Origin of the sequence: Geomonas paludis (assembly GCF_014193585.1) — a bacterium.
In the GTDB taxonomy this organism is placed as follows: Bacteria; Desulfobacterota; Desulfuromonadia; order Geobacterales; family Geobacteraceae; genus Geomonas; species Geomonas paludis.
In genome coordinates, this window is record NZ_BLXY01000002.1 from 734,458 (window position 1) to 749,930 (window position 15,473).

Sequence of the window (15,473 nt, forward strand, 5' to 3'; positions counted from 1 at the left end):
ATAAAGCTCCCCTTCTTTAGCGTTTTGGCGTTGCCAGCTGCGTTTTCAAAGTCTCCAGAACCGCACGTCGTGCTGTTCCAGCTGCTCCCGGTCGTAGATACCCTTGACGTCGATCAAAAGCGGCGCACCGTTCATCATCCCCCTGATGTCGGGCACGCTCAGCGTACGGTATTCGTCGTGGGCGACCGCGACCACCACCGCGTCGCTTTTGTGCAGCTGCGCCTTGGGCACCAGCTTGACGCCGTACTCGTGCAGGGCCTCCCCCGGGTCCGCCAGCGGGTCGCTCACCTGCACGGTGATGCCGTATTCCTGCAGCTCGCGGATGATCTCGATCACCTTGGAGTTGCGCAGGTCGGGGCAGTCCTCCTTGAAGGTAAGCCCGAGCACCGTCACCACCGACTCCCTGACGCTGTGCCCGGCACGGACCATCTCCTTCACCGTGCGCTGGGCGATGAACTTGCCCATGCCGTCGTTGATCCTGCGGCCGGACAGGATTACCTGGGGGATGTAGCCGACCTTTTCGGCTTTGTGGGTCAGGTAGTAGGGATCGACGCCGATGCAGTGCCCGCCCACCAGGCCGGGCTTGAACTTGAGGAAGTTCCACTTGGTTCCGGCCGCTTCCAGCACGTCGGTGGTATCGATGTCGAACTTGTCGAAGATGACGGCGAGCTCGTTCATCAGGGCGATATTGAGGTCGCGTTGGGTGTTCTCGATGACCTTGGCGGCCTCGGCCACCTTTATCGAGGAAGCACGGTGCACACCGGCGGTCACCACGGACTCGTACATGCTGGCCACGATGTCGAGGGTGCGCGGGTCCTGGCCGGAAACGACCTTCTTGATCTTGGTGAAGGTGTGCTCCTTGTCGCCAGGGTTGATGCGCTCGGGGGAATAGCCGACGGTGAAATCGGTGCCGTTTTTGAGCCCGGAAAGTTTCTCCAGGACCGGAACGCACTCCTCCTCAGTGACCCCCGGGTACACCGTCGACTCGTACACCACGATGTCCCCTTTTTTAAGGGCGCGGGCGACGCTCTCGGAGGCGCGCAGCACCGGCGTCAAGTCCGGACGGTTGGCGCTGTCCACCGGCGTCGGCACGGCGACGATGTGGAAATCCGCCTCGGCGAGCACCTTGATGTCGTCGGTATAACGGATGTCGGCGGCCGCAAGCGCCTCCGCCGCCACCTCCCCGGTCCTGTCGTACCCCTGCTGCAGCTCCTTGATGCGGGTGTGGTTCACATCGAAGCCGATAGTCTGGTGCTTCATGCCGAAAGCCACCGCCACGGGGAGCCCTACGTACCCCAATCCAACAACAGATACAGTCCGCCTGGTCATATGCCTCCTCTTTCAGCGCCGAGCCTGGTGTGGCCCGGGCCAATCACAATACTGACTGGAGATGTGGTCGCTACTTCATGCGAAAGGCATACTTCTTTATTTCACTAAAGGTGCTGCGTTCTTCTTCTGAAAGGTTGGACAGGTATTCAAGCAGGAAGGCGAGCAGCACGCCGGCAAAGAAAGCCACCGCCGTGGCCACCACGACCATGCGGGCCCGCGCCGGGCGGCTCTTTTCCGTGGGGACCACTGCCTCGTCCAGCACTTGCAGGGCCGAGGCGTCCTTTGCCTCGTTCAGCTTGGCCACCTCGTACTGCTTGGTCAGCTGCTCGAAGATGGCTTCCTGCGCCTTCAGGTTGCGCATCCTGCGCGAATATTCAAGCCCCACCCCGGGTACCTCCCCGGCTGCGGGAATGGCCTGCACCGAGCCGCCGCCACCGGTGAGGGCACCAATCTGGCTCTTCAGGCCACGGATGCTGCTTTGCACGGCCTTCACTTCCGGGCTCTGGTCGGTCTGCTTGCTGCTCAGTACCGCAAGCTGGACCTCCTTGCTCGCCAACTCGGCCCTGAGCTTCGCTATCCCCTCTATGGAGGCCTTGGCCTGCGATTCCACCTGAACGATCTTGTTGCTCTGTGCGAAGGACTTCACATCCTCCTCCGCCGCTTTCAGGTCCCTCTTCACGACCTCCAGCCGCTTCTCCAGGAAGGCGCGCTCTCCGCCAGCCTTGGAGAGATTGAGTCGGACCGTGGTTTTGCCCAACTCTTCGACGAAGGCGTTGGCAAGAAGCGCGGCGCGCTTGGGATCCTTGTCCTCGGCCGTGATGGTGATGATGCCGTCCTTGCCGGCCTGGAACTTTACTGCGGCAGCCAGATGCAGCCGCGCCATCTCCATGGTCTTGCCCCTGAAACCCTCAGCGAACTCCGGCCGCTTGATGATGGCATCGGCGACCGAGCGGCTCCTCAGGATGCCGAGGTACAGGTCGCTGCCACCGGTAAAGCCCGCGGCGGCAAGGCCGGCAAGACCGCCCCCTGCCTGCCCGAGGAGCGCGGATATCCCACCGCCGCTCTCCTTCTGCGGCGGCAGCACCCGTGCGGTGGCGGGATAAATGTTGGGCAGTGTCAGGCTGTAACCGGCAGTGACGACGGCGACAACGGCGCAGACCGCGAAGATCAGCATCTTGCGCTGCACCACTACGCGCAGCAGTTCGAGCACTTTTATTTCGTCGTCCACAAATCGTTCTTCCGCTTCCATACCGTCCCTTTTAGCCGCAAGATGCGCCATCAAAGCCCCGCCGCGACGAGTACGCCTGCAGTGACCGCAATATTGCCTATGACTGAAGCGATATCTTTGGCACCTCTCAGCCACGCAGTCTTCTCGTACTGCCTCGGCACTATGATGGTGTCGCCGGAGTCAAGCTTCTTGCCCCAGAAGGAGTTGTAAAACATGAACTTGGAGGAGTTGGCCTGGCTTATGACGGAGCCGTCGACCCTAACCACGTAGATACCGTCCAGGTCGGCATCGCCGGTCGCCCCTCCGACCTGGTGCAGGTACCAATCGATATCTCGTCCGCGCTGGGTAACGACGGTGCTCTGGTTGTAGACGTCGCCGATAACGTTGACGCCACCGGGATCGCTGGGGACGGTGAGTTGGTCGCCCCCCTGCAGTTCGAGGTCGTACATGCTCCCCTTCAGGTCGCGCAGGGAGGTGATCTCCATCAGGACGCGCCCCTCGGCCTTCTTCGCTTTCAGGATCTCTATGCTGCGCATCAGGTTGTCGAGGGTGGTCTTGGAACTGGCGACCTCTTCGGCCGAGGCTGCCGTCTGGGAGACGTTGCTCTGCAGTTTAATGATCTGGTCCTGCGCCCTATCCAGTGCCTCGTCCATGCGCTGCTGCTGCAGCTTGCGGACGTTCTCCCTGGTGAAGCGCACGCCCTTCAGGTAAGCCAGGTCGGTAAACCCTCCGGCGCGGGCGATGACGGAACTGAGCCGCTCTCCCTTGTAGATGGGATAGGTGCCGGGGAACATGACCTCGCCTTTGAGGGTGACGTAGCGCTCGGTCGCCTCGGCCCAGTTGGGGATGCGGCGCACGGTCAGTTCATCGAAGGGCTCCAGCTTGATGTTTTCCTCGCCGCCTTTCAGCGCCTGCTCGAGGTTGACGGTGATGGAGTAGGAGGTGACCGAGCCGCCGCCACGCTTGATCCTCGTGATTTCTGCGCTGCCAAGGTAGGCGGAGAGCTTCACGTTGCCCACCTGCATGAGCAAATCGCGCACGGTCATGTTATCCAGGTAGCGGACCAGACCGGGCTTTTGCACCTCGCCGCTCACCTTGACGACGGGGGTCTCCTCCATCTGCTCGCGGGAGAATATCTTCACCCGGTCGAACTCCTTGAGCTCGACGTCCTGGGCGGGTTCGCCCTTGAGCGCTGCGGTGACGTCGAAGTAGACGATCTCGGGATGCAGGTCCGGGGGGTAGAGGCGGATGATCTGCGCGGCACCCCCGTGGTACTGGGGCAGGAGGTTGTCGCCCTGCAACAGGGTGCTCACCTTCATGCCCGGCTTCAGGGCGTAATCACCCGGGCGCAGCACGTGCCCTTCGAGCCTCACGTAGCCGCGCAGCACGCTGTCTATGGGGAGAACGTTGACCAGGTCAAGATCCTGCATCTTGATGGAGGAGGTCTGCTGATCGGCAGCAGCGCCACTGAGATCCAGGTTGAAGTCGTTGACGATCTTCTTGTCGTGCGCCTCGACGCGATACAACTGCACTCTCTGCAGGTACCCGGTGGGATTGACGCCGCCCCCCAGCGCAAAGAGGTCCTTCAGGGAACTGTCCCCCTTGAGCTCGTAGATGCCGGGGCGCTTGACGTTGCCGACGATGCCGGCGACGCGGCCGATGACCGGCACCAGGATGGTGTCTCCCGGCTGCAGCCGGATATCCTTCCCCTTGTCTCCCTTCAGGAAGAAATCGTAGAGATCGACCGTCTCCACCACCTTGCCGTTGCGGTTGATCTGGATGTTACGCAGGCTGCCGTTTTTGCTGGGACCTCCTGCTGCGGAGAGCGCGCTGATCACGGTGGAGAGCGACGTCACGTTGTAGTCACCCGGGGCAGCGACTTCCCCTACCACGTAGACCTTGATCATCCTTAGCTTGTCGAGGTTGACGTTGAGCTGGAAATCCTTGTAAATCCTGGCAACGCTCGCCTTCAATACCGCCGGGAGTTCGCCGTAGCTTATCCCGGCAACCTTGACCGCGCCCACTTTGGGGAGCACGATCTCGCCGCTGCGATTCACGTCAAGCTTGTAGGTGCCGTTGATGCTGCCCCAGAGCGTGACCACCAGGCGGTCTCCCGGGCCGACGAGGTAGTCGGGCCCCACCGGAACGTCGGTCTGGGCGGCAAGGGGGTCCTTGCCCCGCTTGAAGAAGCTGTAGCCAAACTGGGTCAGTTGGTCCCACCCGTACGGCTGCGGCCGGGACTTGTCGATGATGAGCGGGTTCTCCCCCATGGCCTGCTCCAGTGCCGAAGGCTCCTGCACCGGACGTCCCGTCTTTTTGACAGGCGCCTTTACCGTCTTTTTCTTTTCCTTTGTTTGCTTTTTTTCGGTTTTGTCTTTCTTATCCTTGTCGTCGCGGATGCTCTCGCGCTCTTTACGCAGCGTGCCGTCCACCGTTTGCCGCTCTTCTTTGCCGGTGGAGGGATCAAAGAAGTCCCGCTCTTCCCTGCCGGTTGTCTCGGTCAGGTCCTCGCCCTGTCCTTTGCTGTCTTTTGCAAAACCACCTTCGATGGTTTCATCAACTGAGTCCCCCTCACGGGACGTCGACGTGCGACGATAGCTGGAGCGATCGCCGGCCTTGTCCCGCGGCGCGCTGTCTTCGTCGGCGTCATCGGGAGCGCTGAAGTAGTCGGAAGAAACAGCGAAGGAGCTGTCTTCTTTATTTTGTGCTGGAGTCGCGTTCGAGGAGGAATCCTCGGAATTTGAGGCGGAGAAGGCGGTTGCAATGGACAGGAGCGTAAGCGTTACCACGAGAAACAGGATTCTTTTCATGCTTAGTTGTACCTCTTACTGGAATCACAGGAAACGGCATCTGAAAGGCACAAAAATTAACGGCTACGGGTGCATCGTATATCATGTGGTCATTTAAATGTAAACGAAAACCTGCTGAAAAATAACGGAATCTTGTTCGCAACCCGGCGTTGGTGTCTTTGCAATGAGGTGGTTTGCTAATTAAGGAGGGAACAGCGTTAGGAGATCAGACAGTAGCTCACACCGAAAACACGAAGGATGTTCTTTGTGACATTACCGTGACTGCCCAGAGGCAAAGCCGATCGCAACTGCACCCAACGAAATGAAAACCATTACTAATGATCAGGCTCTAGTCTATACCACTTACACATGGGGTTGTAAATGCAAAAACAACGGCGTCGGAAGATCTGTAGTTAATAGTGGGCAGAGCCTGCACGCCGTTCCAGACATGGTTGACGAGAGCAGGTTTCGTGCCGGAACTTTCATGTAACAGACCTAAGCAATGCCTGCAGGTGAATGAGGGGAACAGGGGATCATAAGGCCTCGCCGTTTTCCTTCTCATCCTCAGCGACTTAGAACACATTTGAGAGTGTATCAGAAAATATCTGAATGGGAACTGACTGATAATTTTTTTTGATGACTGGCATAGCGTGCCATGGAGGAAGGAAGAGACAGAATATCTTAGCGGTGCTGAGAGTAAAAGGTGTCAAAGAAACTGCCAGTGTCTGAAATTTGACTGTGCGGCGCCGGTTACATTGACTACCGGCGCCGCCTGATCGCCGCCGGCCGCCCTACAATCTCCAGAGCCGGATGCCGTGCTCGGCCATCTGCACCGGGTTGAAGACACCCTTCACGTCTATGACGAGCGGCGAGTCCTTCATCATTCCCGTGAGCTGCGCCGGGGTCAGGGAACGGTACTCCTTGTGCGCCACCGCTATCACGACCGCCTCGGCGACCTGCAGCTTGTCGGAGGGGGTCAGGGTGACGCCGTACTCGTGCTGCGCCTCGTCCGGGTCGGCCAGGGGGTCGCTCACCTGGACCTCGACCCCGTAATCCTGGAGTTCGTGGATGATGTCGATCACCTTGGAGTTGCGCAGGTCGGGACAGTCCTCCTTGAAGGTGAGGCCGAGCACGGTGATGCGCACACCGCGCACGTTGTGCCCGGCGCGAATCATCTCCTTCACGGTGCGCTGGGCGATGAACTTTCCCATGCCGTCGTTGATGCGCCGCCCGGCCAGGATGACCTGCGGGATGTAGCCCAGCTTTTCCGCCTTGTGGGTCAGGTAGTACGGGTCCACGCCGATGCAGTGCCCCCCGACCAGTCCGGGCTGGAACTTCAGGAAGTTCCACTTGGTCCCGGCCGCCTCCAGCACGGCATTGGTGTCGATCCCCATGCGGTCGAAGATGAGGGCCAGTTCGTTCATCAGGGCGATGTTGAGGTCGCGCTGGGTGTTCTCGATGACCTTGGCGGCCTCGGCAACCATGATGGAGGGGGCACGGTGCACGCCGGCGGTGACTACCGACTCGTAGACGTCCCCGACGATCTGGAGCGTCGCCTGGTCCTGGCCGGAGACGACCTTCTTGATCTTGGTAAAGGTGTGTTCCTTGTCACCGGGGTTGATGCGTTCCGGGCTGTACCCGACGAAGAAATCGGTGCCGCATACCAGGCCGGAAACACGCTCCAGTATGGGGACGCACTCGTCCTCTGTGACGCCGGGGTACACCGTCGACTCGTAAACGACGATGTCGCCCTTCTTCAGCGCCCGCCCCACCGTCTCGGAAGCGCGCAGCATCGGGGTCAGGTCCGGCTGGTTGGCGCAGTCCACGGGCGTAGGCACCGCGACGATATGGAAGTCTGCCTCCCTGAGAACGTCGATGCTGTCGGTGAAGACGATGTCCGCCTCGCGCAGGTCCTGCGCAGTCACCTCTCCGGTCCGGTCGTACCCCCTTTTCAGCTCTTCGATGCGCGCTGCATTTATGTCAAAGCCGTAGCTTTTGCGCGCTTTGCCAAAGGCCACTGCCACGGGCAGGCCGACATAGCCCAACCCGATTACTGAAACAATTCGGTCGTGCTTTAACATCAGAGAGGCTCTCCTCAACGTGGATTTAACTCCAGACAACCAGGGACAGGAGTATATCAGAAAATTTTCCGGGAACGCCACAGTTAAAGCAAATTAAAAAAGGGATATCCCATTGAGAGATATCCCGGTGTTAGAGGGGGGGCTGGCTCCGCCAGGTGCCTGTCCCCTTAGTGGTTTGAGGAAGCTGGCTGAGCAGAACGAAGCGTTCCGCTAGAGGGACGGGCACCTGACGGAGCCAGTCCCTTCTGACCAGTTCTAGACGTAATACCTGGAGGTGACGCTCTCCCAGGTCCCCTGTGCCTTGAGGATCAGGTCGCACAGTTCGCGCACCGCGCCCCAGCCGCCGCGGTTTTTGGCGACGAAGTGGGCAAAGGGAAGGACTTCCTGGACGGCGTCGACGGGTGCCGCGGCGAAACCGACCCGCTTCAGCAGCGGGATGTCGATGACGTCGTCGCCCATGAAGGCGACCTGCTCGTCGGTGAGGCCGGTTGCTTCCAGCATCTGGCGGTAAGGCACCAGCTTGTCCAGGGACTTCTGGTACACCTGCCCTATTCCCAGTTCCACGGCCCGGTTGTAGACTACCTGCGATTCCCGCCCGGAGATGATGCCGACCTCGATGCCGGAGCGCTGCAGCATCTTGATGCCGTGGCCGTCCTTCACGTTGAAGAACTTGCTTTCCACGCCGTTGGAATCAAAGATGATGCGTCCGTCGGTGAGCACACCGTCAACGTCGAGTATCAGGAGCTTGATCTTTTTCAGTCTTTCTTCCATGAAAACCTCACATCGCCTCACGCAAACGCTAAGGCGGAAAGAACTACAAAACGTTTAAACAGGGATAAAGGGGATAAAAGGGATAAACCGAAAACCTATTTTTTCAACGCAATGACGCAAAGACGCAAAGAAAAACAGGCATTGTGTAACTACAGAAACATGGAGACTGAAGTACCCCATGCCTACGGTTTCTGTTTATGTTTCCTCTGCGCCTTTGCGGCTTTGCGTTAAATACGCTTTTATGCCTTTATCCCCTTTATCCCTGTTTAAGGTGCAAGCGGATACAGGGGATAAAAAATGTCTATCCCTAACTTTCTTTTACTCTGTAAATCCCGTGGTGGGCTTCGGTGTCGGCCCGGTGAGCGGCGATCTCTGTGCCTATCCCCTCAACTCTCGCTTCCAACTTGTCGAATCTTTCCTCGAGGCCCTCTAGTTTATCCAAGACGGCATGATGTCCTTCAGCCAGTAAGGAAATCTGGTGGCCAACAATCTCGATGGCCGAGCTGACATGCTGTTTATACTCTTCAGTGGTGGCCTGCAGCTCCTGTCGGAAACTTTCGGAGGTGGCCTGTAGCTCCTGTCGGAAACTCTCGGAGGTCGCCTTTAGCTCCTGTCGGAACTCGTCTCCCTGCCTGGTAAACAGCGCCTCTATAAACTGCCTGTCCTGCTCGTTCACCACACCCTCCCGATATGCCCCCAAAAGGCGCTAGAACTGCAAAACCTTTAACAGGGATAAAGGCGGATAAAAGGGATAAACCGAAAAACCTGTTTTTCAACGCAATGGCGCAAAGACGCAAAGAAAATCAGGCATCGTGTAACTACAGAAACATGAAGACCGAAGTAACCCGATGCCTGCGGTTTCTGTTTATGTTTCCTCTGCGCCTTTGCGGCTTTGCGTTAAATAAAGCTTTTTGCCTTTATCCCCTGTATCCCCTTCATCCCTGTTTGAATGGGTTTAAGCGATGCCGGCCTTCAGCAGGTCGTGCAGGTGCACGATGCCGACCGGGGCGGTGGCGTCGTCGTCGGAGAAAACGAAGAGCGAGGTGATGGAATACTGCTCCATCTGCTGCAGGGCGCGCGCCGCCAGTTCGTCGCGGCGGATCCGCTTGGCCCCCTTCTTCATCAGCGCCGATGCCGGCAGGTTGATGATGTCGAGTCCCTGCCCAAGCGCCCGGCGCAGGTCGCCGTCGGTGATGACGCCGACCAGGGCGCCGTCCTCGGAGGTGACGCCGGTGATGCCCAGCCCCTTGGAGGTGATGGTGAAAAGGGCCTCGCGCATGAGGGTATCGGAGGTGACCAGCGGCAGCCCGTCGCCGGAGTGCATGATGTCCTCGACCTTCAGCAACAGTCTCCGCCCCAGCGCGCCGCCGGGGTGGAACATGGCGAAGTCCTCGGCCTTGAAGCCGCGGCTCACCAGGAGCGCCACGGCGATGGCGTCACCCATGGCCAGCGTCACGGTGGTGGATGCGGTCGGGGCGAGACCCAGCGGGCAGGCCTCCTCCTTCACGGAGATGTCGAGGAAGATGTCGCCGCTTTTGGCCAGGGTGGAGTTGGGGTTGCCGGCCATGGCGATCAGGGACGCACCCAGACGCTTGATGATCGGGAGGATGCGCACCACCTCGTCGGTTTCGCCGGAGTTGGAGATGGCTATGACGACGTCTCCCTTCATGATCATGCCCAGGTCGCCGTGGATCCCTTCGGCCGGGTGCAGGAAAAAGGCGGGGGTGCCGGTGGAGGCCATGGTGGAGGCGATCTTCTGGCCGATGAGGCCCGACTTGCCCATGCCGGTGACGACGACGCGCCCGGTGGTGTTGAGGATCATCTCGACGGCCTTTTCGAAGGTCCGGTCGATGGATGCTTCCAGGTTCAAAAGTGCCTCGGCCTCGACTCTGATTACCCGCTTCGCTTCTTCTAAAATCAAGATCAACTCCTTAAACCATTTAACAGGGATAAAAGGGATAAAGGGGATAACAACCAAAACAAAAAAGATCAGGGTTTTACCCGAAAGCTCCAGTTGTTTTCTTTGCGCCTTTGCGGCTTTGCGTTAAGATCGCTTTTCCGCCGTTAGCCGTTTTCCGCCGTTATCCCTTTGATCCCCTTTATCCCTGTTCGAATCGGGGTTTTCTTTTACGCCTGTTTCACGATGGCGTCGATGGCCTTCAGCTTGTTCAGAAGTGCCGGCAGGTCGTCCAGGCGCACCGAGTTGGGACCGTCGCACAGGGCGCGCTCCGGATCCTCATGCACCTCCATGAAGACGCCGTCCACACCGGCGGCAACCGCGGCGCGGGACAGGAATTCCACGTACTCGCGCTGGCCGCCCGACGAGGTCCCCTCCCCTCCCGGGAGCTGGACGCTGTGGGTGGCGTCGAAGATGACCGGGTAGCCGGTGGAGCGCATGATGGGGAAGCTGCGCATGTCCACGACGAGGTTGTTGTAGCCGAAGGAGGCGCCGCGCTCGGTGAGGATGATGTTCTCGTTCTCGCAGGAGCGGATCTTGCCGACCACGTTCTTCATGTCCCACGGCGCCAGGAACTGCCCCTTCTTCACGTTGACGACCTTGCCGGTCTTGGCGGCGGCGACCAGGAGGTCGGTCTGGCGGCACAGGAAAGCCGGGATCTGCAGCACGTCGAGCACGTCCGCCGCCGGCTCCACCTGCTCGATGGAGTGGATGTCGGAGAGGACGGGAACGCCCAGCGATTCCTTTACCTTGGCCAGGATCCTGAGCCCCTCGTCCATGCCCGGACCGCGGAAAGCGGTGACCGAGGTGCGGTTCGCCTTGTCGTAGGAGGCTTTGAAGATGAGCGGCATGCCGACGCCGTTGCAGATGCTCATCAGGCGCTCCGCGTGACGCAGCGTCGCCGTTTCGTTCTCGATCACGCAGGGTCCGGCGACCAGCACCAGCGGCCTGTTCCCGCCTATTTTGACATTACCTACAGAGACCTCATGGACCATGATCTACTCCTTTAATCGTCTAAACCAGAAACGTTTAACAGGGATAAAAGGGATAAAGGGGATAAAACCTAAAGAATTATTGGGTTACCAAACCTTCTTTATGCAGTTATCCCTTCCATCCCCTTCATCCCTGTTCGATGTGTTTTTCTTGGCGTCTTTGCGGCTTTGCGTTAAAAAACGCTTTCAGCAGTTATCCCTTTCATCCCCTTTATCCCTGTATTAATTGCCTTTCCTTGCCTTGGTGGCGCCGATGAAGGCCTTGAACAGCGGATGCGGGTTGAGCGGCTTGGACTTGAACTCCGGATGGAACTGGCACCCCAGGAACCAGGGGTGGTCGGCGAGCTCGATGATCTCGACCAGGTTCCCTTCCTTGTAGATGCCGGAGATGATCAGCCCCTTCTCCTCGAGTGCGGCGCGGAAGGCGTTGTTGAACTCGTAGCGGTGACGGTGACGCTCGGAGATCTCGGTGGCGCCGTAGGCCTTCTGCGCGAAGGTGCCCTTGGTCAGCGAGCAGGGGTACGCGCCCAGGCGCATGGTGCCCCCTTTCTTGTCCACCCCCTTCTGCTCCTCCATCAGGTGGATCACCGGGCTGGTGCAGGCGGGCTTGAACTCGCTGGAGAAGGCCTCCGGGAGCTGGCAGACGTTGCGCGCGTATTCGACGGCAGCCATCTGCATGCCGAGGCAGATGCCGAAGAAGGGGACCTTGTTGACGCGGGCATACTCGATGGCCTTGATCTTACCCTCGGTGCCGCGCTCGCCGAAACCGCCGGGGACCAGGATGCCGTCCACGTCGGCGAGGTACTTGTCCGCGCCCTCCTCCTCGATCTTCTCGGAGTCGAGGTAGACCAGGGTGACGCGGCAGTCGTTGGCGATGCCGCCGTGGGTGAGCGCCTCGGAAAGCGACTTGTAGGATTCCTTGAGGTCGACGTACTTGCCGACCACGGCGATGCGGACCTCGCCGCAGCCCGGGTTGGTCAGCTTGGAGACCACCTGCTGCCAGTGGGAGAGGTCCGGGGCCTTGGTCCAGATGTTGAGCTTCTCGACCACCTGGTCGTCGAGCCCTTCCAGGTTCAAGGCCAGCGGCACCGCGTAGATGTGCTCGGCGTCGCGGGAGGTGATGACCGCCTTCTCCTCCACGTTGCAGAAGAGCGCGATCTTGGCCTTCATGTCCTGGGGGAGCTCCTGCTCGCAGCGGCACAAGAGGATGTCGGGCTGGATACCGATCTCGCGCAGCTCCTTGACCGAGTGCTGGGTCGGCTTGGTCTTCAGCTCGCCCGCGGTCCTGATGTAGGGGACCAGGGTGACGTGCAGGTAGAGCACGTTGCCGGCGCCGCGGTCGCTTTTCAACTGGCGGATCGCTTCCAGAAACGGCAGCGACTCGATGTCGCCCACGGTGCCGCCGATCTCGACGATGGCGATGTCGCTCCCCTTGGCGTTATCGAGGATGTTGGCCTTGATCTGGTCGGTGATGTGCGGGATGACCTGCACGGTCCCGCCCAGGTAGTCGCCGCGGCGCTCCTTCTCGATGACCGAGAAGTAGACCTGCCCCGTGGTGAAGTTGCTCTTCTTGGAGAGCTTGCTGGAGGTGTAGCGCTCGTAGTGGCCGAGGTCGAGGTCGGTCTCGGCGCCGTCGTCGGTGACGAAGACCTCGCCGTGCTGGAACGGCGACATGGTGCCCGGATCGACGTTGATGTACGGATCCAGTTTCTGGATGGTGACCCGAAGCCCACGTGCCTCCAGCAGAGCGCCCAAAGAAGCGGCGGCGAGTCCCTTACCTATGGAGGAGACAACGCCGCCGGTAACAAAGATGAATTTTGTCTTCACTGAAAAAACCTCCGAAATAGAAACCGTTCAACGTTCAAGGTTCAACGTTCGACGAGACTGCTGGCAGAACACCAGCAGCACCGTGACGCGATCCCTCAGCGAAGAACCTGATACAGAAAACAGCAGCAGCCAAAAACGTTGAACGTTGAACGGCTTTAGCCCTTTAATTTGGCCAGCACCTTCTCCAGGTCGGCCGGGGTGTCGACACCTATCGACTCGCACTCGGTCTCGACGATCTTGATGCGGTAGCCGTTCTCCAAGACGCGCAACTGCTCGAGCTTCTCGGCCATCTCCAGGTAGCTCGGCGGCAAGGCCGCGAAAACGGGGAGGAACTCGCGGCGGTACACGTAGAGCCCCACGTGCTTGTAGCACAGAAGCTTCCCGCAGCAGAAGGCGTCATCCTTCAGGTCGTTCCACTTGTCGCGGAAAAACGGCAGCGGCGAACGGGAGAAGTAGAGCACGTTCCCCTTGGGATCGGCCACCACCTTGACCACGTTGGGCGAAAGGAAGTCGTGCAGCGTCTTGATGCGGCACTTGAGCGTCGCCATCGGGATGGACGGGTCTTCCAGCATCGGTGCGATGGCCTGGTCGATCATGGCCGGATCGATGAGCGGTTCGTCTCCCTGCACGTTGACGATGATGTCGGCATCGAGCCTTGCCGCCACTTCGGCCAACCGGTCGGTCCCGGTCTCGTGGTCCACCGAGGTCATCTCCACGCGGCCACCGAAGGCGCGCACCGCGGCGGCGATCCGCTCGTCGTCGGTCGCCACGATCACCTCGGAAACGAGGTTGGCCTTGGAAGCACGCTCATAGACATGCTGCACCATGGGTTTCCCCATGATGTCCGCCAATGCCTTAGCCTCAAAACGCGTAGAAGCATACCTGGCGGGAATTACCGCGGTTATTTTCATTTGGCGTCTCAGTACGACCCGCACCGGTTCACTGCCGGCATCGAGTCCTGGTTGCGGTTGTGGTTTGGTGATTTTTGGTGGCTGGCTTTTGCTGCGATTTTAGCCGGTGGAGCGCAGCCTGAACCGCTGGCTCCGTCCCTTGTCTGGCGGGACGAAACAAGTTACATCAAAAGAAAGGTTCGTGTCAAGGAGTGAAATTAGAGGGATGCGCTCAGCTTGTCGGCCCACGAGAAGGTCTCCAGCTGGGCGGAAAGAAGCTGGTCCAGCTCCAGCTCGCAGATGTCCAACTGCTCGCTCACGGCAGGGAAATCGGCCTGTTCCAGCAGTTCGGCCAGTACCAGGAGCTCTCCCAGGTCCCCCTCGTGGTGCAAAAGCGCGCTCTTCACGTTCTCCACGAGGTTCAGCTTCCCCACCAGCTCGGCCATGGCATCCTCGAACAGCACGTCGATGAGCGAGAGGATGCCGACCATGAAGGCCTGGTCGGCAAGCTCGCCGGCGCCGCGCCCCCGGGAGGCAAGGACCAGGAGCTCCATCAGCTTGCCGCGCGTCGCCGCCATTTCCAAAAGCGGGCTCTGCACGCCGTTTTGGTCGTTGCTGGCGTACAGCGCCAGGGTGATCCAGCGTTTGAGCTGCTCCATCCCCAGTACGGTCAGGGCATGGCGCAGCGTCTTGATGCGCACCCTGAGTCCTATGGCCACGGAGTTGACCAGGCGGAGCAGGTTGTAGGTGAGGCCGGGGTTCTGCTTGAAGGTTTCCTCGATCTCGGACCATTCCGCGTCGGACATCACCTGCTTCATGAGCTGCATCATGGTGATCTTGCCGATGTCGATCTTGTTCTGCCTGAGCACCACCGGCCGGGCGAAGTAGTACCCCTGGAACAGGTCGAACCCCAGTTGCGAGCAGAACTTGTAGTGCTCGGCGTTTTCAACCTTCTCCGCCAGCAGCGTCAGCGGCCACTTCCTGAGGTTTTCCACCATTTCCGGCAGGGACTGGGCAGGCGTCTCCAGCACGTCCACCTTGACGATGTCGACCAGGCGGTAGACCTCGTGGAAACTGGGGGAATAGATGTGGTCGTCCAGGGCGAGGCTGAAGCCGAGTTTTTTCAGGGAGCGGCAGCGGTCGATCACCTCCTGGTCGGCGACGATGCTTTCCAGAAGCTCGATGACCACGCGGTCCTTGGGGAGAAGCTCCACCGCGTCGCTCATCAGCACTTCGCGGGTCACGTTGAAGAAGCCCTTGTGCCGCCCGAGGACGTCCTGGATGCCGAACTGGGTCAGCGCGTTGACGATGACGCTGGCGCTGGCCATCTGCACGTCCAGGAAGCTGGCCGCGTTCAGGCTTTCCGGCGAGCGGAACAGGAGCTCGAACCCCATGATCTGCTGGGTCCGGTCCAGTATGGGCTGGCGCCCCAGAAAGAACTTTTCTTCAACCATGAAAACCTCAAAAACCAAAAGACGTTCAAGGTTCAACGTTCAACGTTCGAGAAGATCACTGCTTCGGCCAGCCATACTGTGACGGCAACATACTCACCCGACGGGAAAACCTGGGCCACGGCACAACAGCCCAACGTCGAACGTTGAACGTTGAA

General features: G+C 59.7%; 11 protein-coding genes. All 11 read right to left on the minus strand.

Annotation, left to right across the window (positions count from 1 at the left end):
* Positions 1 to 45 precede the first annotated feature (45 nt).
* Positions 46 to 1,329 carry a nucleotide sugar dehydrogenase gene (locus H7687_RS08780; RefSeq protein WP_183346672.1) on the minus strand — a complete coding sequence of 428 codons (1,284 nt, stop codon included), beginning with the start codon at positions 1,327 to 1,329 and terminating at the stop codon, positions 46 to 48.
* A gap of 70 nt (positions 1,330 to 1,399) precedes the next feature.
* Positions 1,400 to 2,578, minus strand: a complete 1,179-nt coding sequence (locus H7687_RS08785; RefSeq protein WP_183346673.1) for a GumC family protein — start codon at positions 2,576 to 2,578, stop codon at positions 1,400 to 1,402.
* A gap of 29 nt (positions 2,579 to 2,607) precedes the next feature.
* Positions 2,608 to 5,367, minus strand: a complete 2,760-nt coding sequence (locus tag H7687_RS08790; RefSeq protein WP_183346674.1) for an SLBB domain-containing protein — start codon at positions 5,365 to 5,367, stop codon at positions 2,608 to 2,610.
* 770 nt (positions 5,368 to 6,137) lie between these two features.
* Positions 6,138 to 7,427: a nucleotide sugar dehydrogenase gene (locus H7687_RS08795; RefSeq protein ID WP_183346675.1), complete on the minus strand. Its 1,290-nt coding sequence runs from the start codon at positions 7,425 to 7,427 to the stop codon at positions 6,138 to 6,140.
* Positions 7,428 to 7,682: 255 nt separating this feature from the next.
* On the minus strand, positions 7,683 to 8,198 hold the full coding sequence (locus tag H7687_RS08800; RefSeq protein ID WP_183346676.1) for a KdsC family phosphatase: 516 nt from the start codon (positions 8,196 to 8,198) through the stop codon (positions 7,683 to 7,685).
* 307 nt (positions 8,199 to 8,505) lie between these two features.
* Entirely contained in the window at positions 8,506 to 8,874 is a 369-nt protein-coding gene (locus H7687_RS08805; RefSeq protein ID WP_183346677.1) for a hypothetical protein, read from the minus strand.
* 279 nt (positions 8,875 to 9,153) lie between these two features.
* Positions 9,154 to 10,119, minus strand: a complete 966-nt coding sequence (locus H7687_RS08810) for a KpsF/GutQ family sugar-phosphate isomerase (RefSeq protein ID WP_183346678.1) — start codon at positions 10,117 to 10,119, stop codon at positions 9,154 to 9,156.
* Positions 10,120 to 10,325: 206 nt separating this feature from the next.
* Complete coding sequence (gene kdsA / locus H7687_RS08815) at positions 10,326 to 11,150, minus strand: 3-deoxy-8-phosphooctulonate synthase (protein WP_183346679.1); 825 nt, start codon at positions 11,148 to 11,150, stop codon at positions 10,326 to 10,328.
* Between the two features lie 219 nt (positions 11,151 to 11,369).
* A complete protein-coding gene (gene pyrG / locus H7687_RS08820) occupies positions 11,370 to 12,974 on the minus strand; it encodes a CTP synthase (protein WP_183346680.1) in 1,605 nt (534 codons plus the stop codon).
* Between the two features lie 155 nt (positions 12,975 to 13,129).
* Positions 13,130 to 13,885 (minus strand): 3-deoxy-manno-octulosonate cytidylyltransferase, encoded by a 756-nt coding sequence (gene kdsB / locus H7687_RS08825; protein ID WP_183346681.1) that lies wholly within the window; start codon positions 13,883 to 13,885, stop codon positions 13,130 to 13,132.
* 197 nt (positions 13,886 to 14,082) lie between these two features.
* On the minus strand, positions 14,083 to 15,318 hold the full coding sequence (locus H7687_RS08830; RefSeq protein WP_183346682.1) for an EAL and HDOD domain-containing protein: 1,236 nt from the start codon (positions 15,316 to 15,318) through the stop codon (positions 14,083 to 14,085).
* Between the last annotated feature and the right edge of the window lie 155 nt (positions 15,319 to 15,473).

Excerpts from the sequence above, each read along its gene's own strand:
- kdsA (WP_183346679.1), bottom strand. The coding sequence starts at position 11,150 with ATGGTCCATGAGGTCTCTGTAGGTAATGTCAAAATAGGCGGGAACAGG.
- H7687_RS08795 (WP_183346675.1), bottom strand. The coding sequence starts at position 7,427 with ATGTTAAAGCACGACCGAATTGTTTCAGTAATCGGGTTGGGCTATGTC.
- kdsB (WP_183346681.1), bottom strand. The coding sequence starts at position 13,885 with ATGAAAATAACCGCGGTAATTCCCGCCAGGTATGCTTCTACGCGTTTT.
- H7687_RS08785 (WP_183346673.1), bottom strand. The coding sequence starts at position 2,578 with ATGGAAGCGGAAGAACGATTTGTGGACGACGAAATAAAAGTGCTCGAA.
- H7687_RS08790 (WP_183346674.1), bottom strand. The coding sequence starts at position 5,367 with ATGAAAAGAATCCTGTTTCTCGTGGTAACGCTTACGCTCCTGTCCATT.
- H7687_RS08780 (WP_183346672.1), bottom strand. The coding sequence starts at position 1,329 with ATGACCAGGCGGACTGTATCTGTTGTTGGATTGGGGTACGTAGGGCTC.
- H7687_RS08800 (WP_183346676.1), bottom strand. The coding sequence starts at position 8,198 with ATGGAAGAAAGACTGAAAAAGATCAAGCTCCTGATACTCGACGTTGAC.
- H7687_RS08830 (WP_183346682.1), bottom strand. The coding sequence starts at position 15,318 with ATGGTTGAAGAAAAGTTCTTTCTGGGGCGCCAGCCCATACTGGACCGG.